General features: G+C 43.6%; 23 protein-coding genes. 5 read left to right on the top strand and 18 right to left on the bottom strand.

Translation table 11 applies throughout. From position 1 onward, the window contains the following. Positions 1 to 178 precede the first annotated feature (178 nt). From larD to LP667_RS04955, 4 genes are all read right to left on the bottom strand, one after another. Positions 179 to 895 carry a D/L-lactic acid transporter LarD gene (gene larD, locus LP667_RS04970; protein WP_021730627.1) on the bottom strand — a complete coding sequence of 239 codons (717 nt, stop codon included), beginning with the start codon at positions 893 to 895 and terminating at the stop codon, positions 179 to 181. Between the two features lie 209 nt (positions 896 to 1104). Next, positions 1105 to 2034, bottom strand: a complete 930-nt coding sequence (locus LP667_RS04965) for a YihY/virulence factor BrkB family protein (RefSeq protein ID WP_021730628.1) — start codon at positions 2032 to 2034, stop codon at positions 1105 to 1107. Between the two features lie 396 nt (positions 2035 to 2430). Beyond that, positions 2431 to 3549 carry a non-hydrolyzing UDP-N-acetylglucosamine 2-epimerase gene (wecB, locus tag LP667_RS04960; RefSeq protein WP_021730629.1) on the bottom strand — a complete coding sequence of 373 codons (1119 nt, stop codon included), beginning with the start codon at positions 3547 to 3549 and terminating at the stop codon, positions 2431 to 2433. Between the two features lie 318 nt (positions 3550 to 3867). After that, positions 3868 to 5049 (bottom strand): serine hydrolase domain-containing protein, encoded by a 1182-nt coding sequence (locus LP667_RS04955; protein WP_033609291.1) that lies wholly within the window; start codon positions 5047 to 5049, stop codon positions 3868 to 3870. A gap of 263 nt (positions 5050 to 5312) precedes the next feature. On the opposite strand from LP667_RS04955, the gene gdhA reads away from it, so the two are divergent. Further along, positions 5313 to 6668 carry an NADP-specific glutamate dehydrogenase gene (gdhA, locus tag LP667_RS04950; RefSeq protein ID WP_171284604.1) on the top strand — a complete coding sequence of 452 codons (1356 nt, stop codon included), beginning with the start codon at positions 5313 to 5315 and terminating at the stop codon, positions 6666 to 6668. 118 nt (positions 6669 to 6786) lie between these two features. Here the strand turns inward: gdhA and LP667_RS04945 are convergent, their stop codons facing one another. Next, positions 6787 to 7350, bottom strand: a complete 564-nt coding sequence (locus LP667_RS04945) for a hypothetical protein (protein ID WP_056988593.1) — start codon at positions 7348 to 7350, stop codon at positions 6787 to 6789. Between the two features lie 435 nt (positions 7351 to 7785). Continuing rightward, positions 7786 to 8226 (bottom strand): hypothetical protein, encoded by a 441-nt coding sequence (locus LP667_RS04940; RefSeq protein ID WP_021730633.1) that lies wholly within the window; start codon positions 8224 to 8226, stop codon positions 7786 to 7788. A 200-nt stretch (positions 8227 to 8426) separates the two neighbouring features. Here LP667_RS04940 and LP667_RS04935 point away from each other — a divergent pair, with 200 nt between their 5' ends. Beyond that, positions 8427 to 8627, top strand: a complete 201-nt coding sequence (locus LP667_RS04935; RefSeq protein ID WP_033609289.1) for a hypothetical protein — start codon at positions 8427 to 8429, stop codon at positions 8625 to 8627. Between the two features lie 313 nt (positions 8628 to 8940). Here LP667_RS04935 and LP667_RS04930 read toward each other — a convergent pair whose 3' ends face one another. Both LP667_RS04930 and LP667_RS04925 read right to left on the bottom strand, forming a co-directional pair. After that, positions 8941 to 9807, bottom strand: coding sequence for an alpha/beta hydrolase (locus LP667_RS04930; protein ID WP_021730634.1), 867 nt, complete (start codon positions 9805 to 9807; stop codon positions 8941 to 8943). Further along, the gene (locus LP667_RS04925; RefSeq protein ID WP_021730635.1) at positions 9800 to 11107 is read right to left on the bottom strand and encodes a PTS transporter subunit EIIC; all 1308 of its coding nucleotides are present in this window, start codon (positions 11105 to 11107) and stop codon (positions 9800 to 9802) included. Before LP667_RS04925 ends, LP667_RS04930 begins: the two co-directional genes overlap by 8 nt. Positions 11108 to 11239: 132 nt before the next feature. On the opposite strand from LP667_RS04925, the gene LP667_RS04920 reads away from it, so the two are divergent. The 3 genes from LP667_RS04920 (at position 11240) to LP667_RS04910 (ending at position 14112) form a co-directional block, all read left to right on the top strand. Then, positions 11240 to 11680: a universal stress protein gene (locus LP667_RS04920; protein WP_021730636.1), complete on the top strand. Its 441-nt coding sequence runs from the start codon at positions 11240 to 11242 to the stop codon at positions 11678 to 11680. A 795-nt stretch (positions 11681 to 12475) separates the two neighbouring features. Then, positions 12476 to 13102 carry a DUF3862 domain-containing protein gene (locus LP667_RS04915; protein WP_021730638.1) on the top strand — a complete coding sequence of 209 codons (627 nt, stop codon included), beginning with the start codon at positions 12476 to 12478 and terminating at the stop codon, positions 13100 to 13102. Positions 13103 to 13320: 218 nt separating this feature from the next. After that, entirely contained in the window at positions 13321 to 14112 is a 792-nt protein-coding gene (locus tag LP667_RS04910; protein ID WP_021730639.1) for an FxLYD domain-containing protein, read from the top strand. Positions 14113 to 14416: 304 nt separating this feature from the next. Here LP667_RS04910 and LP667_RS04905 read toward each other — a convergent pair whose 3' ends face one another. The 10 genes from LP667_RS04905 to LP667_RS04865 form a co-directional block, all read right to left on the bottom strand. Beyond that, the gene (locus LP667_RS04905) at positions 14417 to 14794 is read right to left on the bottom strand and encodes a phage holin (protein WP_056988592.1); all 378 of its coding nucleotides are present in this window, start codon (positions 14792 to 14794) and stop codon (positions 14417 to 14419) included. 11 nt (positions 14795 to 14805) lie between these two features. Beyond that, positions 14806 to 15069 (bottom strand): hemolysin XhlA family protein, encoded by a 264-nt coding sequence (locus tag LP667_RS04900; protein ID WP_056988591.1) that lies wholly within the window; start codon positions 15067 to 15069, stop codon positions 14806 to 14808. Next, positions 15069 to 16235 carry a GH25 family lysozyme gene (locus tag LP667_RS04895; protein ID WP_244926170.1) on the bottom strand — a complete coding sequence of 389 codons (1167 nt, stop codon included), beginning with the start codon at positions 16233 to 16235 and terminating at the stop codon, positions 15069 to 15071. Before LP667_RS04895 ends, LP667_RS04900 begins: the two co-directional genes overlap by 1 nt. 11 nt (positions 16236 to 16246) lie before the next feature. Next, complete coding sequence (locus LP667_RS04890) at positions 16247 to 16492, bottom strand: hypothetical protein (RefSeq protein ID WP_056988443.1); 246 nt, start codon at positions 16490 to 16492, stop codon at positions 16247 to 16249. Next, complete coding sequence (locus LP667_RS04885) at positions 16489 to 17544, bottom strand: phage head spike fiber domain-containing protein (RefSeq protein WP_056988442.1); 1056 nt, start codon at positions 17542 to 17544, stop codon at positions 16489 to 16491. The genes LP667_RS04890 and LP667_RS04885 overlap by 4 nt, the downstream gene beginning before the upstream one ends. After that, positions 17528 to 17689 (bottom strand): hypothetical protein, encoded by a 162-nt coding sequence (locus LP667_RS16700; RefSeq protein WP_162985027.1) that lies wholly within the window; start codon positions 17687 to 17689, stop codon positions 17528 to 17530. The genes LP667_RS04885 and LP667_RS16700 overlap by 17 nt, the downstream gene beginning before the upstream one ends. 3 nt (positions 17690 to 17692) lie before the next feature. Continuing rightward, positions 17693 to 17956, bottom strand: a complete 264-nt coding sequence (locus LP667_RS04880; protein WP_056988441.1) for a hypothetical protein — start codon at positions 17954 to 17956, stop codon at positions 17693 to 17695. After that, positions 17949 to 20426, bottom strand: coding sequence for an autotransporter outer membrane beta-barrel domain-containing protein (locus LP667_RS04875; RefSeq protein WP_056988440.1), 2478 nt, complete (start codon positions 20424 to 20426; stop codon positions 17949 to 17951). Before LP667_RS04875 ends, LP667_RS04880 begins: the two co-directional genes overlap by 8 nt. 16 nt (positions 20427 to 20442) lie before the next feature. Next, a complete protein-coding gene (locus LP667_RS04870; protein WP_056988439.1) occupies positions 20443 to 22833 on the bottom strand; it encodes a phage tail spike protein in 2391 nt (796 codons plus the stop codon). 64 nt (positions 22834 to 22897) lie between these two features. Next, a complete protein-coding gene (locus tag LP667_RS04865; protein WP_082618918.1) occupies positions 22898 to 24538 on the bottom strand; it encodes a phage distal tail protein in 1641 nt (546 codons plus the stop codon). Positions 24539 to 24616: the final 78 nt, after the last annotated feature.

The following is a 24616-nucleotide window of genomic DNA, read 5'->3' as shown; positions in this document are numbered from 1 at the left end:
TTGGATTTTAACGTTTTATCGTCCAGTGCTTCGTCTAATTATCCGTTAACACACGTAACATCTTTATCTTTTTTCTTAGCTCAATCAAATAGCAAACACATATGTAACCTTGCTCAACCGTTATTTTACAATAAAAAAAAGACAGAATTGATATTTCTGTCTTTAAAACAAATATTATCTACCCAATCCCAAAGAACCCATGCATAAACAACGCCGCACAAGCAGCCCCAACGAAAGGTGCAATCCCAGGAACAATAATCCCATATTGCCAGTCGCTGTCAGCCTTGTTCTTAATTGGTAAGATGGCGTGGGCGATCCGTGGACCCATGTCCCGTGCAAGGTTCATGGCGAATCCGGTTGGACCACCTAGACCCATCCCAATGGCCCAGACTAAGAGCCCAACACCAATCGGCACGATCCCCGGCGTCTTCACTTCAGAAATAGCTAAAATCCCAGAAATAAAAATAAATGTATCGAAGAATTCGACGAAGAAGTTCCGTGGTAAGTTCCGCACAGCGGGTGCGGTTGAGAATAAGTTCCGAATCGTAATTGGGGAAATCTCATCAGCAGAAGCGGCAAAGTGGTCCGCGTACATGATCCAGACGATCACAGCACCAACGACCCCACCCAAAACTTCTGCAACTGAATACGGAATAAACAATGACCACGAGATGTTCCCTAACATACATTGGGCTAACACCATGGCCGGGTTAATGCAGACATTGCCGAAAATGAAGAGGGCAATTGTAATCCCAAAACCCCATGTTGTAATTGCGAAGATATGGCCAGAACCGCGATACTTGGTCCCCTTTAAAACCTCACTACAATGTACACCGACACCAAAAATAATCATCAAGGCGGTTCCCATGAACTCTGCCAAAAGCTGATGAATCACTATCTTTCTCCTCCTGTGGCGTTGTTACGCCTGTTTATTTTGAAATAGACGCCTCTTACTTTCAGAAAGCACCGGCACTTTTTTCACACGAACACCATTATACACAAAATCCGAATCGTTTGATATGTAAATCGCAAAAAGTTTTGATTTTACAGGATTAAACGCCCGGATTCAATTAAAAAGTTCTGATTATACTTTTAAAATTCTGACTACTTTTCGTTACTAGGCTTTTTACGTTTGAAAAATTGTCGGCGAATGCGGCGAATCATCCGTGGTGATTTCGGCTCAATCGTGTGCTCAAACCATTCTTGTACCGAGGCATTGACGACCCCGCCAAACATCAATAAGATTCCTGAGAAATTCAGCCAGAACATCAGTACAATCAAACTCCCAATCGTTTGATACGTCGTAATCCGTTTAGCGAATAACTCGATATACACCCGGAACCCTTGTGAAATCACGATCCAACCGATCGTTGTAACTAACGCGCCCGTCCAGATATAGCGGAGTTTAACCTTGGCATTCGGCACAAAGTAATACAGCAACATGGCAACAACGAACATCCCAACGAAAGTAATCAAGTTTTTATTTTCTAATAATTGATTGATCCAATTCGGAATGATTGCCCGGGTAAGATTCGTCAAGTTCAAGATGACATCCAGAATCAACTGACTCAGGGTGAAGAAAATCGCCAGCCCCACAATTAAGAGTAATAGTCCCAAAGTCAAGAAGAAGGCGATAACTCTCGTCAGGATAGCATTCTGCGCATCTGTCACACCGTAAGCCTCATTCAGACTCCGACGAATCGCGGCAATAATCTTAGACGCCGACCAGACCGTCACCAAAATCCCAATCGACAAACTACTGCTGCTACCACTAGATAAGAACGAGACTAAAATCGGCTTGAACGTCTGATAAACATTACTAGGGATGACTTCTTGCGCGTATGCTAAAATCTGCCCCGTCTTCAGATTAAACCGGGCAATGATGTTCCCAGCAATCAAAATAATCGGTGCAATTGACATCAACGCGTAATAAGCCAACACAATCGCATTATTGCTGACGTTCGCTTGACCATATCGCCGAATAATGATCTCCAGGCTTTTCGTAATTTTAGGGTAACGGGCTTTTAAATTCATTCACTTATCCTCAACGCTCACTTATAGTATCTACAATTATACAATGGAATTCAGTAGGAAACACCTTTTACACTAGGATTACTGTTTTCTAACGTGTTAGGGGCTGGCAATCAGACCATCAAGTGGTAATTGTTATTGACAATTACTTGCAACAGCGCAGTAACTATACCTCCACCTTTACGCTACCAATCAAGTAGTGGGTACTCAGTGGTACGTAGTGCTAATAGCGCCCCATCAGTCGTCCAGATTTTAGCACAAAAAAATAACCGGCAGCGATACCCCCGCGGCATCCATCTCCGGCTACTTCACTAATTTCACATCTTTACAGGAGAAGTGAAAATTATTATCACTATGTCAGTCCATATATTACACTGTTTATACAAAAATGTAAATAATTTAATGTGTACCAATTTCTTTCATAATCGCTTGTAAGATATATTCCGCAGCATGACCGTCTCCGTATGGGTTCTCAGCATCCGCCATCCGCTGATATGCCGTGGCGTCATCTAATAATGTCGTCATGGCGGCCGCAACTTGATCACCATTCGTCCCCACTAGTTGCAACGTCCCGGCAGTAACTCCTTCCGGCCGCTCGGTAGTATCCCGCAGAACCAACACTGGCTTATTCAATGAGGGAGCCTCTTCCTGCACCCCACCGGAATCCGTCATAATAAAGTAACTCCGGGCTGCCATGTTGTGAAAATCAAGCACATCCAGTGGCTCAATCAAGTGAATCCGGTCGGTATCCCCTAAGATCCGCTTCGCCACCGTCTGTACTGCCGGGCTCAGATGCACTGGGTAGACCACTTCGACATCAGGATGTTGCGCGACGACTCGCTTGATGGCCGTAAAGACGGCTTCCATTGGGGCCCCCTGGTTCTCACGCCGGTGCATCGTCAGTAAAATCATCCGGTGACCGGGCTGTATCAAATTGAGGGCGGCATGTTGATAGTCCGTTGAAACCGTCTGCTTTAAGGCGTCAATAGCCGTATTCCCGGTAACAGTGATAGCCGCATCGGGGTGATTTTCTTTCAACAAATTCTGGCGGCTCAGTTCTGTCGGTGCAAAGTACATATCAGCGAGCACGTCCGTCAACTGCCGATTCATCTCTTCTGGATACGGCGAATACTTTTGCCACGTCCGTAAGCCCGCCTCCACGTGACCAACTGGAATCTGATGATAGAAAGCACTAACACTAGCCGCAAACGTGGTTGTCGTATCGCCATGGACTAATACGATATCCGGCTGTTCAGCATCCATAATCGCATCCAACTTGGTGAGCACCCGACTTGTGATCCCCGCTAACGTCTGATTGGGCTTCATAATATTCAAATCATAGTCCGGTGTAATGTGGAAAATGGCTAGAACCTGATCCAACATTTCACGATGTTGGGCCGTCACCACCGTTACGGGTTCAAACTGTGCTTGCTGCTGTAATTGCAAGACGATCGGTGCCATCTTGATTGCTTCTGGTCGCGTGCCGAAAATCGTCATTACCTTAATTGGTTTTGTCATTAACTTTCACCTGCATCATTTAATTTCTAACCTCATCATAGCGTTACTTCAACTTATTCGCCATCTTTTCAGATGAATATTTACTTATTTTAAGAGTTTTCGCAACATTTCTGGCCCACCACTAGTCATTAGTAACACTCCTACTGGCGACTTAATCGTCATCGACTAGGGGCAGTGCTCTAATCACGGCGATGTTGTAACCCGAATAGCGCCAACCAGCTTAACGTCATTTATAGTGGCTATCAAGCAGACTACAAAAAACACACTAACCCAATCGCAGCGTAAGTTATCTGCAACCTAGTTAGTGTGAAAATACGCCTAAAACGGTGCTGTCTTCAGAAGAATATTACGAATCTTATAAGCAACCTGATTGTCACCACCGAAGACCCCCTGATTCTCAAATAAGACCAAGGCGACCTTCGCATTCCGTGACCCCATATAATAGGTGTGGAAATTATTATCATTACCACCAACCCGGATCAATTGGCCGGCTTGGTAATAAACCCCGGCAGAATATTTGAGCTGGAAATTATCGGCGACCGACCGCAAACCCGCTGACCCCAATAACTGACCACTTTGGAGTGCGTACATGAATTTATAATAATCACCCACACTCATGTACAAACTGCCGCAACCAAGTTCGCTTGACTGCAGTGGCTTAGAAATAATGCCGCCTTGTCCCAGACCATTCGTCAAGCGATACGAGGACGGATTCAACACGTTACCCGGAATATCATTATATTCATAAGTATGCTTCAATCCTAATGGCCGAATGATATCATTATTGAGCGCCGTTTGATACGACTTGTGCGTTACTTTACGAATGATTCCCGCGAGAACCGTAAAGTTAGCATTGGAATAAGCATACGCATGGTTACCCGTTGACAGCAAATGCCGCAAAGTAAAATTCAACCGCGCCGTTTCAGTTGGCAAGATCGACTTCGGCGTCATCTCGGCCATCCGAATCCCGGAACGGTGATCTAAGAGTTGCCGAACAGTGATCTGGTTAGCATATGGTATCCCCGGATAGAAATGACTGAGTTTCGTTGTCATGCTTAACTTACCCTGATTGATCAACTTCTGAATAATGGCCCCCGTGACTGCCTTTTGCAGTGACGCCAACGGATAAGCTTCCGTCTTAGTGTTGCGTATCCGACCGGCATCATCCGCATAACCGTACGTCCGAATCCGAACCCCCGCTGGCCCATTGGTCGTCAGCAGTAACGTCCCCATAATATGATGACTTTTAATTAGCTGATCAATCTGCTTAATGGCCTGTGCTTCGCTGAGTTGTCCGGACCGTGGCTGACGCTTCTGTGGTGTCACCCGCTTCTTCTTAGTGGCCGGTTTAATTTTTGAAGCCGCCTGCTGAACTTTGAGCGTCTTCGGCGTGACTTGCCGTGCTCCTTGACCTAACTGCTGTGATCCCCAAATACCAATACCAATCAACCCCAATAAGATTGGTATTAACCCTAATAACCAACGACGTTTGCGCATCACAATCCCCCCTGTCCCTGGTGAGTAGTCCATTCGCTGATTGAACATGACCACTACTTTTTGATGCTTTCAGCATACACTCCCCCGACCGAATTTGCATTAAAACGCGAATTATTGTTAGTCCGCCGAACCAAATCAATCCCGTTGATCAGCTTACGCTTTGACCAAAGTCACTAAAATTTTATCAAAATTTAGTTGATTTAACTCGTGCAATTTCCGAACATGACCATTAGAATTAAGATTATAGTTAACTTATTCAAGGAAGGATGATCATATTGAGTCAAGCAACCGAATATGTCCAACACGTCTACCAAATCATTGAACACCGTGATCCGAATCAAACTGAATTTTTAGAGGCTATCAACGACGTCTTTAAAACCATCACGCCAGTCTTAGAACAGCATCCCGAATACATCGAAGCCAACATTTTAGAACGACTAACCGAACCAGAGCGCGTCATTCAGTTCCGAGTTCCGTGGCTCGACGATGCCGGTCATGCCCAAGTTAATCGTGGTTTTCGGGTCCAATTCAACTCCGCCATCGGCCCTTACAAGGGTGGTTTGCGCTTACACCCATCGGTTAACCTCAGTATCGTTAAGTTCTTAGGCTTTGAGCAGATCTTCAAAAATGCCTTAACCGGTCTCCCCATCGGTGGTGGTAAGGGTGGTTCTGATTTTGATCCGAAAGGCAAATCCGATAACGAAATCATGCGGTTCTGTCAAAGCTTTATGACTGAACTGAGCAAGTACATCGGTCTTGATACCGACGTTCCAGCTGGTGATATTGGCGTTGGTGGCCGTGAGATTGGCTTCTTATATGGTCAATACAAACGTTTACGTGGTGCTGACCGCGGCGTCTTGACCGGTAAAGGCCTTGATTACGGTGGTTCACTCGCGCGGACCGAAGCCACTGGCTATGGTTTAGCTTATTACACTAACGAGATGTTAAAAGCGAACCAGCTCTCCTTCCCTGGACAACGGGTCGCCATCTCCGGCGCAGGTAACGTTGCCATCTATGCCATTCAAAAAGTCGAAGAACTCGGTGGTAAAGTCATCACTTGCTCAGATTCTAACGGCTATGTGATCGACGAAAATGGTATCGACTTCAAGATCGTTAAGCAAATCAAAGAAGTCGAACGTGGTCGTATCAAGGAATACGCGGACCGCGTTGCCAGTGCGACTTACCATGAAGGCAGCGTTTGGGATGCCCAAGTTGCTTATGACATCGCCTTACCATGCGCAACGCAAAATGAAATCAGTGGTGACCAAGCCAAGAACCTGATTGCTAATGGCGCTAAAGTAGTTGCTGAGGGTGCTAACATGCCAAGCAGTCCCGAAGCAATTGCAGCTTACCAAGCGGCTGACTTATTATATGGTCCAGCCAAAGCAGCCAATGCTGGTGGGGTCGCCGTTTCCGCACTAGAAATGAGTCAAAATAGCATGCGATTAAGTTGGGCTTTTGAAGAAGTCGACAACCGCCTCAAGCAAATCATGCAAGATATTTTTGCACATTCAGTTGCTGCTGCCGACGAATATCACGTTAGCGGTGATTATCTCAGCGGTGCCAACATCGCTGGTTTTACTAAAGTGGCCGATGCGATGCTTGCTCAAGGCTTAGTTTAAAAGTTTAATTGCACATAAAAACCGGATTGTCCGCAGACAGTCCGGCTTTTTATATGATTAATCGCCATTAGATATGACGGCGTCCGCTCAACCCCCAACGCCGACCCTAATAATTAGGCTAGACCTTATCCGCCGGGTAACCCGTGTGTGCGACGAGTTGCGCATACGTCTCATGTAACGTGACGGCTGCGACCCGCCAGCCGACTTTTAATAATGGAATTAATCGTAACGGATCCTCAACTGGAATTTGGTGTTCATGGGCGAATTTAAAAATAGCTGGTAAGACTTCCATATCAGAATTAGCAAAATAATAGTTGCCGGTATCTGTTAGCACAAATATTGTGGACCGAAATGCGTGCCGGGGATCAAGACCAGCCGTAACGTGACAGCGAATCGCCCCGATTTGAATACGGCGAACATTGCTGAGCGGCATTTCCCCTAGATTGCGGCCTTCTGGCGACCAGAGTACAACTTTAGTCGGTGTCAATTCGACCATTGCGTACTTTTCACTCGACGTCCCCGATAGTCGTCGCAGCCAGTTCCGCTCCGGCTTAGGTTGCGGATATTCCCGTCCCTGAATTTCAAAATGAAACGGGACGACACACTTTTGCGCCCGCTCAATCGCTCGGTAATGCCCGGCAATTTGATGGTTAGTAAAAATAGATGCCATTGGTTTAAACATGACGCTCACCCCTCTCACCGTCAGTATACGCTTTCATACTGTAAATGACAGTAATTTCACCACGACAGTTTTCATTTTTTGTCGCGGGTCCCTGATCAAACGCAACCAAAAATGGTGGCTAAATTACCCAAGTAATCTAGCCACCAGGCGTGCTTACTTACTGGTCGATCCCAAACTATGTGTGTTATAACCATAGACCCCTATGTGTGTTGACCGTTGCTGAACAGTCACCCCCGCTTTGAGCTTCCCAGTAAGCTAATCAAAGCAATAATTGCTGAAGTCACCATAAATACCTTTTGACCTCATAATGACAACATCCGTTGCTTGGTCAACCCTGACCAACCTAATTATAGCATCTTTGTTAGCGCTTACACAATGATAATCACTAAGCATCATGATACAAAAAAAGCTTGTCAATTGACAAGCTCACTTGCTTTATTCAGCATCATTCGGCTGACTATCATCAAAATCAGCCGGCATGATGGCAAAATTGCTAGCTTCCGTTGATAGTAGTGCTGCATAGGCCCGAACCTTCGCAGACAAGGCAGGAATGATGGCCCCGTTTAAGTTATCCAACATTGCTTGTTCGTCATCTTCAATCGACTTATTATCAGATTGACGTTCAATAATGCCGACCATCTCACCACTTAAGCGAACAATCGCAAAAACCGTGGCGGAAAGATCAAACATTTCTTCTTTGTAAGTCACTTGTAATTGTGCTTGCACAACGTCATCGCCAAACGTCTTCTTAACATCTGGGTTGGCCGTCGTGTAACTGAATTGGCCTTGACCAGGATTCTCATCATCTTCGGAACGATCGTAAACGATTTGGAAATGTAAGTCTTGAATTGCTGAGTTTAAGATTTCAATATTCATTTAGCCAAACTCCCTTTTTTATATTACTCTCACCATAAAGGAAAATGATTCAAAATACAATCAAATTAACGGGCTTTTTGTGAATTATTCGTTAACAAGCCGTTAACGTTTCGTAAAGTCAACCACCCTGCCAAAGTTGACGCTGACCGAAATTACTTATAAACTTAATAAGGATTTTTCAATTAAAGGGGCGGTTTATTATGAAAATGCATTACGGGATCTCAGCGTTACTTATATTAGGTATCTGTGGCGGCTTGTTAGCTACGCCAGCAACAAATGCCCAAGCGCTCCGAGTTCGGGGAACTCGCGTAACGCTACACGTTAAACACCGAACGAAAACTTCACACCATCACCGCACTAAGCGGCCAGCCCGCACTCACCATGTCAAACATCGTCGCTAAGGTTAATTAGCACAAATAAACCAAATCGTTAATATTAAGTACCAGCGTTACCTTAAAAACATACTAAGAAAAGCTCTGTAAAACCGAAATAGTTTTACAGAGCTTTTCTGTCAATATTGTCGAAACGTGCCCCAAAAGGTTGGTCCTAAAACGGCTGGAACGATTGCCTTCATAGCCTGAATTAGTCAGCTACGATGCTGGCACTTACCTTCAACTAGCGTTCACGGTCCTTTCATTCGAACAACCGGATCACTCACTGTCTCGCCGAGTTGCGCACTGTTAACTAAGTGCCGACATGAACGACCAGTAACCGCTAATTTTGTACCCGTTGGGCGTTTTGCTGTCGTTCCTTGTTCGGTAACGTTTCGGCTAACAAGTACTGACGGATCAAGCTAACGATCTGCTTATTTTGTGGGAGGTCCGAGTGCGCCGTATTGGCTCCCGTTACTGTAATTTCCGTAAAATGTTTGACCTGATCTTGAAAAATGTACTTGCCATAATTGACACTATTGTACGGCACGGTCCCATCACTCGTATAATTCTCGGTTCCCGCAATCGAGTAAACCGTCAGCGAGCGTGGCAACCCCGTCCGATAACGATATAACTCCTTAAACATGCTCGTCTTGGCCGTAGTGCTCGTCGATTCCATGTTATACGGCGAAGCAATCGTCATCAACCGGTCAATGTGTACCTTAGGACTTTCTTTTAAGTAGCGTTCTAAGAAAAGGGTCCAGATCAGACCACCGTTGGAATGCCCCAATGCGTAGAAATGATTAAAATGATAAGTCTTGACTAGTGCTTTAAATGCTGTATTTAACCAAACCGCCTGCTTATCGATATTGGCCTTACCGTCATGGTTATTGGCAAAGCCAATCACGATAAACGGTTCATTGTCATTAGCTGCAATCGAACCACTGTACTTGATTGAACCATCCGTTTGGACCGTTAGTTTCAACACACTGTGCTTTTGCGGTGTTTCCTTCCCCAGTTCAGTAATCAAGCTATCAAACCGATTTTGCGATGCGCTTGACCCGGGCACCATAATGACCGGGGCCATCCGGGTGCGACCAGTGTTTTTTAACGTTTTAATATTAGCTTGACTCCAAGTATAAGCTGGCCAGCAGACGGCAATCAACAAGCCTAGCCCGAGTAACCACCGCCACCAATCTCGTTTAAGCATCCGCCTGCGCCCCCTCATCGACTTGATTTGCTAACAAAATAAATGGTAAGTAAATCGCAGTTGCGACCGCGATATTGATTAGACTGACTAACAACGCCCGCCAGTCGCCACCAGTTCCTAGCCACCCTGTTAAAAAGCCGGGCATGGTTTTACTAACCGGATAAACAACCGGCGGCATCCATTGTAGCTTCAAAGCACACCAAGTAATCACCATACTGGCAAGCGGCGCTAACAAGAACGGAATGGCTAATAGCGGACTATACGCAATCGGTAGCCCAACAAGTAAGGGCTGATTGAGATTAAATAACACTGGTAACGCGCTGGTTTTCGCGACCAGCCGATAATTATGGTTACGTGAACGCCACAAAATCGCAATCAATAGTGCGAGGGTCATCCCCGGACCACCGACATTCGCAAAGGCGTCAAACAACGTATGCAAGGTCACCGGATTAGGCGCGCCCCACGCAGAACCGTGTTGTAGTGCATACTCCAAATTTTGAACCGTACTCGTTGCACTATTACCACTAAAATCAACTGGCCCCATGATACCAATCAACCAATATAAGTTACTGAGTGAAGCTACCCCAACAATTGCCAGTATCGCAGCACCAGGATTGCTGAATGGCAAGGTGAAGACTGCGTAAAATAGCCCGTTCAACCCACCTTTGCTAACAAAGCTAAGTCCATATCCTAGTAGACTGAAAACAAGTAATGCAACGACCATCGGTACCCAATTATTGCGCGCCCGTGCGAGTAAATGAGTCTGTGTCTCTAATTCCTGATGGCTATGTGCGCGCCGGGCTAAGTGGCTGAAAAACCAGCCCGTCAATAAACCAACTAATAATGCTAAAAAAATACCTTGCGTGCCTAAATTATTCTCTAAAAAGCGGCTACCACTAGCCTGCCCATGCGCACTAAAAAAATTATAATTAATATTAAGCATCATAAAACTAATTGCTGCTGTCAAGCCTGCCAGTAAATTATCACGGTGTGCCGATCGAGCCACAAAATTAGCCGCAGCAAAGGCGGCAATTACGGCAATAATGCCGTTAATACTCAGATTGAGCATCGTCGTGTACGTGGTCAACCGCTTAAAACCTGGAAACCAACGACTGATGCCATAAATATGATTCAAAAAACCATTACGCTGAAAAATTGCTTGATTCAAAAAACTAACGTACGCCCCAATTAAGACAAACGGGAAAAGTAACGTTAACGTATCGCGCAATGCGCGCCAATACCGTTGACGTTCAACAACCCGTTCAAATTTTAATAACGTCTTTTGTACTTGCCTAATCATGCCTGACCCCCAAAGAAATTTACTGTCTATAATATACGCTAGTTCATGAAACTTGCCCACTAGGTGCGTTTAATTTTATTGCGAGCTATTAATCCATTATAATTATAATAAAGATAACTGGAGGTGGTTAAGATGCCAAGCCGTTATACTAATATTCTAGTTCCTGTTGATAGTTCCGACGCTGCCCAAGCTGCCTTTACCGAGGCCGTCAACATTGCACAACGTCACCAAGCAAACCTCACGGCACTGTATGTCGTCGATGACAGTGCTTACCACACCCCTGCGCTTGACCCAGTGCTATCCGAACTATTGGATGCGGAAGCCGCGCACGCAAAGGACGCCATGCGGCAGCGACAACAATTTGTCGCCACCACGTCCGCGCCTAACTTAAAGACTGAAATCAGTTATGGGATCCCAAAACATACCATTGAGGACTACGCCAAGCAGCACCCTGAAATTGACCTGATTGTGCTTGGCGCCACCGGAACCAATTCACCACACCGCGTGGCCGTTGGTTCGACTACGAGTTACGTGGTTGACCACGCACCTTGTAACGTGATTGTCGTTCGCTAATACTAATTATAACGCCCGCTGACTAGTCATTTGTGACTGGTGGCGGGCGTTTTTGTACAGCTATTTATGGGAATAATCGACAAGGGGCATGAGCCTTCTCGCTTCATAGTTAACATGGCCTAAACAAACGCTGCTGGTCTTCATTTTGATAATTTAACGGCTGGTCTGTATACATTGTGTCAAAGCATACGCTCTTAAGATTACTTGAGGTGCATCTCATGTTGATAAATGGTTGCCAATCATAACAACATTCACAATAGCTCTGATGAAACTATAACTTGTTTGTGACGTTGCTAGTTTTTGATTCAAAACATTCACATAACCACCAATCCAAGTGCTATTGATCATACCAGTATTTGAACGCTTATTTCATCGGCTGACATAATCTTCAGTAAGATCGCTTAACTTTAATAACCCGTTAGGTAGCGAGTGCCTATAATAGTTAGTCGGCCAGAAAATACATCTGCTTTCAATAATGGTTATAGTATAAATATGTACCGCTATTAAAAAAATAATGAAAATACCACCAAATATTAACACTACTATACTGTATAGTAGTTATTGGTTGAGGTATCCATGTATAGTTATTGTTTATACAACTGTTAATTATTATCAATTTTGAATACTAGTAGCTGCGCCCGTATCTTGCTTTAATTCCAGCAGTATCGTAAGCGCTTTCCGATATATTTTAAACAATTTTATAAAATTATAATACAAGTCTATTCGGTACAATTACCATCTTTTGACCAACAATCTTATGTCATAAAAAGGTGTAATTATTTTGGAGGAATTACCATGAAGAAAATCACCACCATTACTGTGGCACTTATAGCAGGATTAACACTTACTGCGTGCGGTAATACTAGCAGTGCATCATCTAGTTCCAAGTCGACAACTAGCCAAAAGTCAACATCGAGTTCCAAATCAATTAGTAGCGGTATCACACTCGCGAACTATAAAGATATTCAGGTCGCACTACCTAATAGTGGCACGGCAACGGATGAGACTAAGGTCAAAAACATGTTTGGTAAACCCGATCAGAGTACTAAGACTAGTATTACAGGGCTAGATAAAGAAGCCATCCAATACACTTGGACAAATGTGGGCAAAACATTAAGTGGCGCAACTGTCACGGCCAGCTTTTACGATGGTAAGGCAGTTGCTAAAGCCTACAGCAATGCTTCATTAACGCCAAATAGTAAGTTAACAGTTGCCACGGTTAACGGAATCAAGCAAGGTGATACACTTAGCTCAGTCGAAGCAAAACTAGGTACACCTAATGCCGAATCAATCTCTGGTTCAGGTACGCTAAGTGCCCAAATCATCAACTATACGAGCATTAAGGGAAAATCGGGGGCATCTGTTTCATTCACGTTTACTAATAACAAATTAGTGACAACTACCAAGACAAGCTTTAATTAAATTAATATTTTCTTACCCATAATTTACATGTAAAATACCCCACTATCTTATGTAGTATCAAAACAAACACTAGTATTTTCGATAAAAAGATAGCGACAGAGTGTTTAGTATATTGCCTACCGGGAAAGCTTGGGGAAACTTTTCCTCGTCATCCTAACATAACTGCCGGATAACAATTCACATTATTAATACGATAGCATTACTCTGGAGGATTCATCATGAAAACACACTATCATCTACACAAATTAGCCGGTATTATCCTAGCATTATTATTATCAATTACGCTAGTCGGCTGTTCGTCAAGCAAGTCGACAAAAACAAAATACGACGACAAAGCTTTTATCGCTAGTCTAGAACGCGGACTTGAAGCACGCTGGAAACTAACAGACGCCGTTGAAATTCAAGATATTAAAAAATCAGATTATGAGGCTTTTATTAATGCTGAACTTACACGGATTTCGGACTACTCCTCTAAGAAGTACAAGAGCACTTTCTTACAGGAAAATGCCATCGCTTACATCAATAGTTTAAAAAATCAGAAAAAAGCACTGAAGTCTTATAATGACGCTGACTTTCAAACTAAATGGGATAAAGCATATGATGCTCGCAACGCTATTCTAGTAAAAATAGACAAAAAATATCATCTAAAAATTAATAAGAAGTATAATTCTTATTTAGTGGAACTTAGACGATCAGGAAATGCAACCAACAAGAACACAGCCAAAAATACAGCTTTAAATAGCTTAATTAAATCCATTAAATTCAACGATAAATCTGACGATGGCTCTGGTTTTATTGAATATAGTGCGACTGTCAAAAACACTACGGGCTATGATATTAAATCATTTTCCGCAGTAGTCAAATTAAAAGATAAGTCGAACGTGACTACCGATACACAGTATATTAATACCGAAAATTGGAACAAAAATGAAAAAGTACAGCTAAAATTCGCCACCGATAAAGACTTTACGTCCTACACAGTCACTAAAGACTATGTCGATTTTGACTAAATCAACTAGAAAAATAACATCTCATCATAATTGGTGAAACGTTATTTGTGTATCATCCCATCAAAAAAACTGAATTCACAAAAAGCGTCAAGGCGTTGTTAAACCAACGTTCTGACGCTTTTTAAATTTATGATCACTACTCATAAATAAAATTTTGATGACCCCACCCGGAGTAGTATACGGTGGTTAGGTACTGACATAGCAACGTTTTGTTTCACGGCGTGCACCAAATGTGCACCAAAATTCCTAGGCGGGTAATACATAAAAATCCCCCACGCCGAAGCGCAGGGGATTAATTATAGCACTATTTTGCTGCTTGTGAGGCGGATTCTGACGCCGTTTCGGTGTCAGATGATGCAGAACTATCCGCTGCAGCAACTGCGGACGTTGGTGTTTTAACTTCGTCAGCAACCTTATTAGCCGTCGCTTCAACTTGGCTTTCCTCGTCACTTTTAACTGTTGGTGCTGTCACTGTTTGAACGTCAGTAATAACGCCCAGCATACCAAGGATGGTTAGAACCGTGTTAACAACGGCTACAATACTCGTCCAGTCACCAGTAAACTTAATGCCAAACATGGCAAAGACTTGTTGAATCAAAACGATTAGCAAGGAAACGATCCCAGCGATCAATTTACCATTCAAGCTTCCGTCGGCATTCTTGAAGCTAATTTTTTTAATCATTATTTTCCCTCCTAAAGGAACTTTTCTGCGATGTAAATAACTAACGTGACTAGAGTGCCGGAAACTAGGACACCGATAACCCAATTCTGAATCTGAGTAACCCGTCCTATTTCGTGCTCAACCTCGATGGACTTGGCCAGGGCCTTGTCCGCTTTATCGCCAATGTCATCAACTTGATTCAGCTTTTCTTCGATGTTCTCAACTTTCGTTTTGGTGGCGGCCACATCCTTTTGAATATCCATTAATAACTTGGTTGTATCGTCGTATTGTGCCATTACCGCACCACCAATCGCTGGCCAGGATAGATAGTGGTGTAAATTGACTTTCCATTCTGGCTAGCTAGTGTAGTCATGCTCAGGCCGTTGCGTTGTGCGATTGTCCACCAGCTGTCGCCAGACTTGACTGTGTAATACGTATGAGTTGCACCACTCTTTACATATTCCAGCGTATTGCTTGCCGGGCCGGTTGCTAGATAACCATACCCATGTGAACGTGGTTGACGCACCCAACGATAGCCACCTTGAATAATGGCCTGGTCCGTCTTAACCGTGGTTCCAGCTGGCAAAATAGTGATCGCATTTGATGACGTTGACGCGCCTGTGCGCAGCTTAACCGCAGTCTTGAGTGTGTAGGTCTTCGCTTCCTTGACCCACTTGGCTGACGTAGATGGCTTGGAAGTGTTTTTGTTGGCTCCCTGGTTGTTGGCCTTAACCGCATCCTTATTGGTCGGTTTGACCGTTGATTTTTGACCAGCTGTGTAGTAATCAGTATAAAGTTGACTAACGTCAAACCCACCGTAACTAATCCGGAAATGGGCTGACCCAGACCATTGCCAGGCATTGTTATTCGTATACCATTTCTGACCAGACATGACATAGGGGTAGCCAGCAACCCACCCTGTTTTGCCCTTGATGGTCATCTTGTTGTTAGCCCATGATCCAGACGTGTAAATGTCGGCCCGATAACCAAACTTCTGAATCTCTTTCATGAAGGCGGCATTGTTGCGGTCATTGGTTGCTTGTGACAAGATTCCTTGTTCTTCAGCCGATTCTACGTCCGTTGCCAATACTGCGCCCACTGGTAGTCTGGCCGCTTTGGCTGCCTGACCAGCAAAGTCAGCTTCGGCAATTGCTTGAGCCTTAGTTTTATAATGGGCAAAGTGATAGCCGTTGACGTATAAGCCAGCCGCTTGACAATTAGCGATATTGCTAGCAGCATAGCCATCTTTGAAGGTTGTGCCTTCACTAATCTTAACGGTGAGGGCCTTAACACCGAACTCGTTACGCATGGATGTGTACTCAGCGGTGCTCATGTAGCCGTTGTTATTCGACACATCGACCATGTCCATGCGAGCAGCCTGACTGGTAACATTGACCATTAAAAAGGCCATAAAAATGGCGCCCACCATTAAGATGAGTGCCTTTAATTTGTGCTTATTCAATTGTCTGCCTCCTATTTTAATATGTCTTCCGGCGCAGACGTCCGATTCGCCTCTTGCTGCTGTGCTTGATACGCTGATACCTGTGCGGCCTTGTAGGCTGTAATTGCATCAGATACCTGAGTAACCTGAGCTTGGGTAATCAGTGATTTTACTAGATAATTGCCAGCGTATACAGTTGCTAAGTCCGATGGAATCAATCCATTGTTAATACTGCTAATTAACCCTTCTGTTAAAAATTCGCTTAAATCAAAACTCATTTCAAAGAACCTCCTAGTGCTATAATAGCTGCTTGTATTTTTGCGTAATCTGATTGTGTCAAAATTTCTGATGGATTAGGGCACCAGTCAGTTGCCTCGGACCCTCGTTCGAGCTTAAGACCTGCAATTAGCAAGGTGTTTGTATTCAAACCACCTCTTTCTATGCGTACATTTATCGGGCCGTCTTCAGTCACTGTTACAGTCCCAGACACTCTTTTCCAATTCTCGTCCAACGAGACTGCAGCTGATGATATGTTGGTGTTGGCGTCAGTTAATCTGAAATATATATATGACGTCCCCGTCCCGCTTGCATATCTAGCGTAGACTGCAAAAGTGTACGTTTCACCTTTCTTAGCTTGAATAGCTTGCCCGAGGCCATTATAGTTCTGAGCACCTTTCATAACTGTTAGGCCATCATATTTATCACCAGTTTTGCTCCAGTTATTAAACGTGCTCCACACGGAAGAATTATCAAAGTCACGAGTGTCAACATATAAGTTAGTCCCAATTGCACTATTATCAACTTGCGTTTTAAGCTCAACAAAAGCTGGTGCTGTGGTCAATCCGGCATTATCAACAGTACCCGTATCACCTTTGTCGCCTTTATCGCCCTTAGCAATAGTACTTGCGGCTTTATTCATTGCTTCCACAAAATCATCAAAAGTAATGGTTGTAATCGTGCTGCCATTGGCGCTTTGAATGTTATTGGTAATAGTAAACCCGGTTGACCCATCACTAGGGTAGATTGACGTCCCGGTACTATCAACCACCCATACTTCGATTGAATAGCTACCAGCTGGTAAACTAGTCATCAAGTCAGCAGTAAAGTTAACGGTAACTTGACCAGTCGTTGGGTCTGTTAAACTAGCTGGGTCAACTGTGGCCGATTTAAGATAGCCACTAGTATTGCCCAATTTAACGGTAATTGAAGTGACTTTAGTTAAGTCCGTTGCCACATTATCATTGCCACAAATTAACGTGAAACTGGTAGTCGTATCACCGATTTTAACCGTCCGTGGGGACATATCAGTAAAACTAAGCGTTTTCGCCATCTTTAGGCGCCTCCTTCTCGGCCAACTTAGCATTAAGCTGGTCAATTTGAACTTGAGCCATCGCTAATTGCTGGTCTTTAAGGGCAATCGCTTGGGCATAGTTACTCGTCAGCTTGTTAATCAAAGCCTGTGCATCGACATTCATATATTAAGCCTCCTTTGCAGTCGTTGTCGTAGTCGTGACAGCTGTGTTAATCTCAATAATTTTGGCTTTAATCGCTTTATACAACCCTGAATACATATCGTCATCAGTGCCGTTTTCCAAAGCCTCAATATATTCTTTATTAGTTAGTTTTACATTTCCATTCAACTGAGAACCACCATCAGGGTAGGAAAACGTAAAGTAAACATTAGTCCCATCACCATTTCTAACAGGCTCTGTTTTTGAAACATAATAATAATTATTATTCATTTTTAATTTCGACCTTTCTTAATCTAATTTGCAAATCTTCAATTAGACGTGCTTGATATTTGTTTTGACTGATTACCCTAGCAATGAAACTCATTAAGTCTGTTGGCGCTTTACCATCCCGAGTCATAAGCTCATTTGGTAAGCTATATTGTTTCGATGTGTTGACATCATCAATGATGACACCTTCATTAGGATTGTCAGCATTGGTGTCTTGATTATATTTGAAGGTTGCCGTGTCAGCTCCAAGCAACAAACTATTCGAGTGCTCATCATCCAACAATCTTACTTGACGCTTAGTTGATAGTCTTGATGACAATGATTGGAAACCTTTAGCCCAGATATTGATACCTGGATTGCCACTACCATGGCCGCTTTCAAAGAAAATACTGCTATCAGAGTTGATGGTTTGAGCAGTATAACCTAAAGTTATAGCACCAAATACACCATATGATGAAGATGATGATGCGTCAATATAGCCATTACTAATAGTTAACGCTGGGGCATGTGGTGTTCCCATATTGATTCCAATGCCACCAGCGCTAATTGCAACCATAGCTGTATCATTCGTCTGATTAGAATAGGTAAACATATCTGCGTCAATATAAGTACGAGCACCATAGTCATTGGTGAACTTTAAGTAGCTTGCCGATAAGGTTCCTTGCAAAGAATTGAACTGTTTAGGAACACCATTGATGCTACGTGTTCCAGATGATACAGAAGTTATATATCCCTGGCCGATTGTTAACTGGCCTGTGTTCAACTTCCATGGATGGTAGTATTGATCAGCAGACTGTTCAATACCAGTATATGGCGAATTAATCAGTCCATTAATATCTAGATTGATGTTTTTACCCGTTAACGTCCCCGTGATATTAGCACTAGGAATTATAACTGGTTTCTTAGTATCAAAATAAATCGTGTCAGCGGCTAGTGTTAACTGACCGCTAGATGAAATTAGGGTGTTACCGGCTTGAAGATTAATTTCATCAATTAAGTCGCCCTTAGTAACTCTAAGGTTAATATCACCACTTAATTGTGTGATTTGAGACTGTGTAGCTTGGTCTTCAGGTGCTGGATTCCAACCTACCTCTTTTGAAGATTTAGAGATAATTAAGTTGGAAACAGTTACCGTTGAAGTTGAGCCATCTAACCGCATTTGAATTCCGTCTGAATAGTCAGCGCTTGTTGTGATAGTATATGATTGATGTTGTGTTCCAGAAGTCAATGGTATTGCAGCACCAGAACCCTGCCACGAACCACCTAACAATTGCGCATTGTAGAAACCCGTTGCGTTTGTTGATGTAATATCAAAAGCTATCGTAATAGTAGTTCCTTTTGCTATCGTGTTAGATAGTGAATACATGTGTACCGCGTTGTTTCCTGCACCGTTACCAGTCATTTTGAACGCTGTTGCCGTTCCAAGTGCTAAGTTACGATTGCTTATCGCTAGGTTGTTAAAATCAACAGTGGAAACCTTGCTAGAAATTAATTTATCAGTCTGTGTCTTGTACGTGTTAAAATCACTAGACTCTACCTTACTATCAATCGACTTAGCGGTTGTAGCTTGATAAGCCGAGAAATCCTTAGTAGCTACTTTGCTGGCAATCAAGTCAGCAGTAGTTGTTTGGTAAGCTGAGAAGGTGCCATTATCAACTTTCTGGGCTATCTGACTAGCAGTTTGTGTTTGATAAGTTGAAAAAGCACTATTACTTACCCTATCCGCTATTTGACTAGCCGTTTGTGTCTTGTCAGAGCTATATTGTGAACTAGAAACCTTGTCATCAATCAAGTCAGCAGTTTGGGTTTTGTACGTGTTAAAGTCGTTAGACGATACCTTATTATCAATCGACTTAGCGGTTGTAGCTTGGTAGGCTGAGAAGTCACTAGTGGCTACCTTTTGAGCTATCAAGTCAGCAGTCTGCGTTTGATAAGCTGAGAAAGCACCATTATCAACTTTGCTAGCAATTTGACTAGCTGTCTGTGTTTGGTAACTAGCATAGTCTGAGTTAGCGACCTTTGTAGCTAGTCCATTTCCTAGTTCCGCAATCGTTAGCGTGGAACCATCTTTTAAGGCTGTCACTGCTTGACTAACTGCTTGACCATTATCTATTGCTGTAGTCGCTTGGCTAAATGCATTATCAGCCGTACTCTGAGCTTTAGCGGTAGCTGTAGACTGTACGGCTATTTCTGAATCGGCTTGACTAAAAACTGTTTGAGCTTGGCTAAAGGCATTATCAGCTGCACTTTGAGCCTTAGCGGTAGCCATTGAATGTACGGCCATTTCAGAGCTAGCATAATCGTAGGTACTATCTGCGGCTGATTTAGCAGCATTAGCTGTTGACTGTGCGATTAAAGTGGCACTATTAGCATTTTCTGCCTGACTAGCTGCACTATCAGCTGTATTTTGAGCATTGATAATCTTAATGCCATCATCGGTTAAGATGACCTGAGTTGCGTTAGATTCTGCCATTTAATTCACCTCCCTTCTAATCGGCCGTGTTATCATCAGTTGTACTTGTATTTAGGATGTCAGCAGCTGGCCTAGCTTTAATTGGTAGCGAATAGACTCGTTCGATCGGATTACCATTGACCCAACAGTTGAACGTTAACAGCAAAGCTGAGTTGCCTGTTGAATCATAGGTTGCTTTGACCGTTTCAGGTTCCATCACGTCATCTGCAGTTTTAAAGTCCATATCAAGCATTAAGTTTAGGGCGAACTCTTGACCGCCATGCACAACATTAACGCCATACAACATGCGATTATCGTGTAAGTCAACGTCACCGGAATCCCAGTAAACATATGGGAAATCAAGCGTTTGTGATTGGTACGTTTGACTAGCCTCATAGCCATAATTGAAGATGCTAAAGGCGTATTTAATGTTATAACTGCCATTCTTTAAATCAGCTAGCGTCATGATATACATGGCACCATTACCGTCACCAACTAGCACATAACCATGTTTAAAATCCATGCTTACGCGCATATAGCCGTTCATGGAATAGTAGCGTTCAATTCGACTATCATTAGCTTGCATGGTTGTCCCGGCGACATAGGGGAAACGTGAGACGGTTGACACGCTGTGTGTATTGTCGGTGTAAGTTGCTGCCCAAATATAGGGTACCCCATTGACTTCTTCAACATCAAAACTAGCTCCGTGGCCGCCATGTTGCATAATCATCTTACTAAGTGGTTTAAAGTTGCTGTCATGCAAAACATACATCGTGTCTTTGGTTGAATCGGTATTCAACGCACGACTAGTTAAATATTGACCGTTACTTAACGGACACATATATTGAACGGCACTATATGACCCTACCGTATCATCTGATCGTTGAAAGTCACCCCAATGCTTAATACTAGTGGTATCTAGTGTCACCTCAGGGTCTGATTGAATATAACCCGTTTCAATCGTGCCATGCAAAGTACCAACGGCACTATAGGGTGCCTGTACTAAAAATCCCGTAGTTGCATAGCTGGTATCAACAGTGCCGTTTTGGTTGTATCGGCGCCAGATAAACCCCTTGCTATCAATATAGGCCGAAATATTAGTGCTACCTTCCCAAGCCTGTAAGATTAACCGTTTAGTTTGACTGGGGTCCGTGAAGTTATTGCCATCAGGGGTCAATGCAACCGGTTTAACGGAACTGGCATCGGCTCTAGCCTTCTCAATGGCACTACTAATGGCACTCTGATAACCCGTTAACCAAGCTGGAGTGGCAACTGGCACCGTGACGTATTCGCCAAAGCCAACGGTATTACCATATGGATTGGCAAAAGAGATCGTCCGCTGAATCACCCGGCCACTGGCATCTAGGGCTGGTGTGATCTGGTCATCCTTAAAGCGAATGGTGGCCCCTAATGGTGGGTTGAAAGTCGGCGTCACATTAACCTCATAATATGTCCTGGGGTGATTGAAAAGCTGTAACATCTGTTCAGCCCACGACTTTAATCCAGCCGCATGTTCAATGCTATTAGCAGTGATAACACCCTCGTAATACAGTCCACTCTGCCAGTCTGGGTTGTACTTACGATTAGATTCATCGTCAACAATGTAAATTTTGCCATCATTGGCAGCGGCTATGGTATTACTGTTATCACCATAAGCAATCAGCTTGGTAATTGGTGTTGAGACGGTCGTGCGTTTAATACTAGTGACGTTTTTGCCGAAGATTGCTTCGTTATAAACCTTATCGACATTCAACTGATCGACAACTTCACAGGTCTTCGATTGAACATTACCTTGTGAGTCAATTTCAACGTAGCAATCAACTTCCACGTTATAGGCCTGCAATAACGTTTGTAATAGTGTTGATGCTTTAGTTTTACCATCAATTGAGATATACGGAATCATTGCATTGGCTGTGTTAAATTTGAGTGTCCAGCCAGTATCACTGAATACACTCGTAAAAGCGGCCTTGATAGCTGTATCTGAACCAGCCATAGCAACAGGATAATGATGAGCCAACGTGAATAGACACAAATTAGTAAAGTTAGCGGTTGTGACATGCTTAGTAGCGGCTGTACTGCTCTCCTCAACACTGTAAATGTGCATCACATACCAGTGCCCCGATAAGGCATCATAATAAGCGAGATTATTGCCAGCAACTACTTTGTCTGAATCAGGCTGGCCTTGAAGCACGTCTAGTTGGCCTTGGTGGTCAAACTTTTTAGACTGAGCGTTTAGGTTGATGGTGCCGGTGTAGCTGTCCTTAGTTCCCACATTGACTTCATCATCGTAGGCGGTACTAGTTGTGTCTGCATCGGCAAGTTGGATCTTGACGCTGTCGTTTGAAAATTTAGTGGCACCGTCAACAGTCAGGGTACCAATCCGTTTCAAACTTGGATTTAGAATTAAATATTGATTGGTTAAAGCCATCGGTTAACCTCCTTGTTTTAGTTATGTAAAAAGGCCACCCCATTGGGAAGCCCTTAAAGTGTTGCTATAATAGTTTAGGTAGGTATTTAAGTGTCATTTTAGCGTCAGCTAGGTCACCAACCATAGTTACCCCGTTAACACCCGGCTTTAATTGCGGATAATCAGTTGACCAGACTGGTGATACCAAGCGCCCATTGACGGTTACGGTATCAGTCTCACAGTCCATGACAATCTCTTCACCTGCATTGGCAATATAAGTGGGTTCATTAGGTTGTGGCTGGTTATGTTGCCAGACTTGTAAATCGGTTAGGGTCATATAAGGCGCCATGTATTGTACATTGTCAATATCTTCCGTGATAGGCTGTTTGAGGAATGTTTGACCAAACCCGCCTAAGGCTGACTCATATTCATTGTTAGTATCTACCCAGCGACCGCTCGCAATTAAATACCTGTTTGCATTGCGATAAGGCTGGCCGTCATAGAGACTATATTGATGCAATTCCCACGTATAAACGTTACCGGCTTTCGTCAAGTCCATAAAGACCCAAGAACTGGTTAAACAGTCTACTTCTTCACGGTTGACCACCGTTACATACTTACTATTAACTAATGAACTCTTATTAACAAGGTCACTGTAGTGGGTATGATACTTTCTAAAAGCACCACTTGGGCCATAGCCCCAGTAAAGCGTCTGGTGGTCATCATCATCAAACGTACTCCCCGGCTTACACAACTGTAGCGCCACATAGGTCTGACCACCTTGCATATGGTCACCGATGACAAACCGGCCAATCGTATTACCACTGGCATCGAGTAATGAAAATTGTGCTTTACCCATCGCTCGGAAGTTATGCGTGCCCCAATATTTCATATGATGTAACCCAGCACGGACACGATAGTTGGTTAAGGCATTGGTCATCCCAGTATACCGATAAGTTGGGCCTAGCCAAGTTCCATCAAGTTGATTAGTTGGCATCTTACCAAAGTCTTTGCCACCATTAACATAGGCCACTCTCATGACCGTTGTATCAGCATTAATCTCAGCACTACCTTGATAATTGTACTTACCATCGGTCTTAATACCGCTAATGGCATTGGCATCGTTAGTCCACATCGCCATACTAGCAATAGGGTCATCAATCACGTGAACATCGGGTTGAACAGCATTAGCTTGGTCGTTAGGCGTTTCCGGCCCTAAACCAAATTGACCACCATTGAGATTAAAACCAATGTATTTTAACGGCCGTTTAGGCACAACCTGAATAACTGGGGCTGTTCGTGCGGTGCCATCAACAGTAATCGTGTTTAAGCCATTATTTAAGGGCTTCTCAACCTGTGGTAAGTTCGCCCTGGGATCAGACTGCACAAAGGTAATGGTTAGTGTAGCGTCCCACGCCCCCTGGTTAATGAACTGTGGATCGCTAATCGCATTAATATGCCCCCAGTAAGTCACTTTGGGTTCAAAGCCAAAGACTAGTGGGTACTCTTTACCATTATCACTTGGGTCATCACTTAGCAATAAGCCGCTCAAATTATGCATAATCTGATTGTATTTGTCCTGACTGCCACGAGCGATAATAGTTATTGGAATACTGATTGTCCGACTAGTATAGTCCATACCATTAAATTGATTGCCATACATGGCGGGAATATCGGTTGCTTGCTCGGCCATGGCTGGTGCACTAGGCAGTGCCACTGCTCCCATAATGGCTTGCAAATCATTGCGGCTATTTAAGCCAGCATATTCAAAATCATTTTTATTCAAAACAGACAATTATATCGC

The organism is Lactiplantibacillus paraplantarum (assembly GCF_003641145.1).
In the GTDB taxonomy this organism is placed as follows: domain Bacteria; phylum Bacillota; class Bacilli; order Lactobacillales; family Lactobacillaceae; genus Lactiplantibacillus; species Lactiplantibacillus paraplantarum.
Note: the sequence above shows the minus strand (reverse complement) of the source record. Positions and strands in the feature narration are given on the sequence as shown.

Bases quoted from the DNA above. Each gene is read 5' to 3' on its own strand.
- LP667_RS04965 (WP_021730628.1), bottom strand. From the start codon at position 2,034: ATGAATTTAAAAGCCCGTTACCCTAAAATTACGAAAAGCCTGGAGATC.
- wecB (WP_021730629.1), bottom strand. From the start codon at position 3,549: ATGACAAAACCAATTAAGGTAATGACGATTTTCGGCACGCGACCAGAA.
- gdhA (WP_171284604.1), top strand. From the start codon at position 5,313: ATGATCATATTGAGTCAAGCAACCGAATATGTCCAACACGTCTACCAA.
- LP667_RS04945 (WP_056988593.1), bottom strand. From the start codon at position 7,350: ATGTTTAAACCAATGGCATCTATTTTTACTAACCATCAAATTGCCGGG.
- LP667_RS04940 (WP_021730633.1), bottom strand. From the start codon at position 8,226: ATGAATATTGAAATCTTAAACTCAGCAATTCAAGACTTACATTTCCAA.
- LP667_RS04935 (WP_033609289.1), top strand. From the start codon at position 8,427: ATGAAAATGCATTACGGGATCTCAGCGTTACTTATATTAGGTATCTGT.
- LP667_RS04930 (WP_021730634.1), bottom strand. From the start codon at position 9,807: ATGCTTAAACGAGATTGGTGGCGGTGGTTACTCGGGCTAGGCTTGTTG.
- LP667_RS04925 (WP_021730635.1), bottom strand. From the start codon at position 11,107: ATGATTAGGCAAGTACAAAAGACGTTATTAAAATTTGAACGGGTTGTT.
- LP667_RS04920 (WP_021730636.1), top strand. From the start codon at position 11,240: ATGCCAAGCCGTTATACTAATATTCTAGTTCCTGTTGATAGTTCCGAC.
- LP667_RS04915 (WP_021730638.1), top strand. From the start codon at position 12,476: ATGAAGAAAATCACCACCATTACTGTGGCACTTATAGCAGGATTAACA.
- LP667_RS04910 (WP_021730639.1), top strand. From the start codon at position 13,321: ATGAAAACACACTATCATCTACACAAATTAGCCGGTATTATCCTAGCA.
- LP667_RS04905 (WP_056988592.1), bottom strand. From the start codon at position 14,794: ATGATTAAAAAAATTAGCTTCAAGAATGCCGACGGAAGCTTGAATGGT.
- LP667_RS04900 (WP_056988591.1), bottom strand. From the start codon at position 15,069: ATGGCACAATACGACGATACAACCAAGTTATTAATGGATATTCAAAAG.
- LP667_RS04890 (WP_056988443.1), bottom strand. From the start codon at position 16,492: ATGAGTTTTGATTTAAGCGAATTTTTAACAGAAGGGTTAATTAGCAGT.
- LP667_RS04885 (WP_056988442.1), bottom strand. From the start codon at position 17,544: ATGGCGAAAACGCTTAGTTTTACTGATATGTCCCCACGGACGGTTAAA.
- LP667_RS16700 (WP_162985027.1), bottom strand. From the start codon at position 17,689: ATGAATGTCGATGCACAGGCTTTGATTAACAAGCTGACGAGTAACTAT.
- LP667_RS04880 (WP_056988441.1), bottom strand. From the start codon at position 17,956: ATGAATAATAATTATTATTATGTTTCAAAAACAGAGCCTGTTAGAAAT.
- LP667_RS04875 (WP_056988440.1), bottom strand. From the start codon at position 20,426: ATGGCAGAATCTAACGCAACTCAGGTCATCTTAACCGATGATGGCATT.
- LP667_RS04870 (WP_056988439.1), bottom strand. From the start codon at position 22,833: ATGGCTTTAACCAATCAATATTTAATTCTAAATCCAAGTTTGAAACGG.
- LP667_RS04865 (WP_082618918.1), bottom strand. From the start codon at position 24,538: ATGGGAGCAGTGGCACTGCCTAGTGCACCAGCCATGGCCGAGCAAGCA.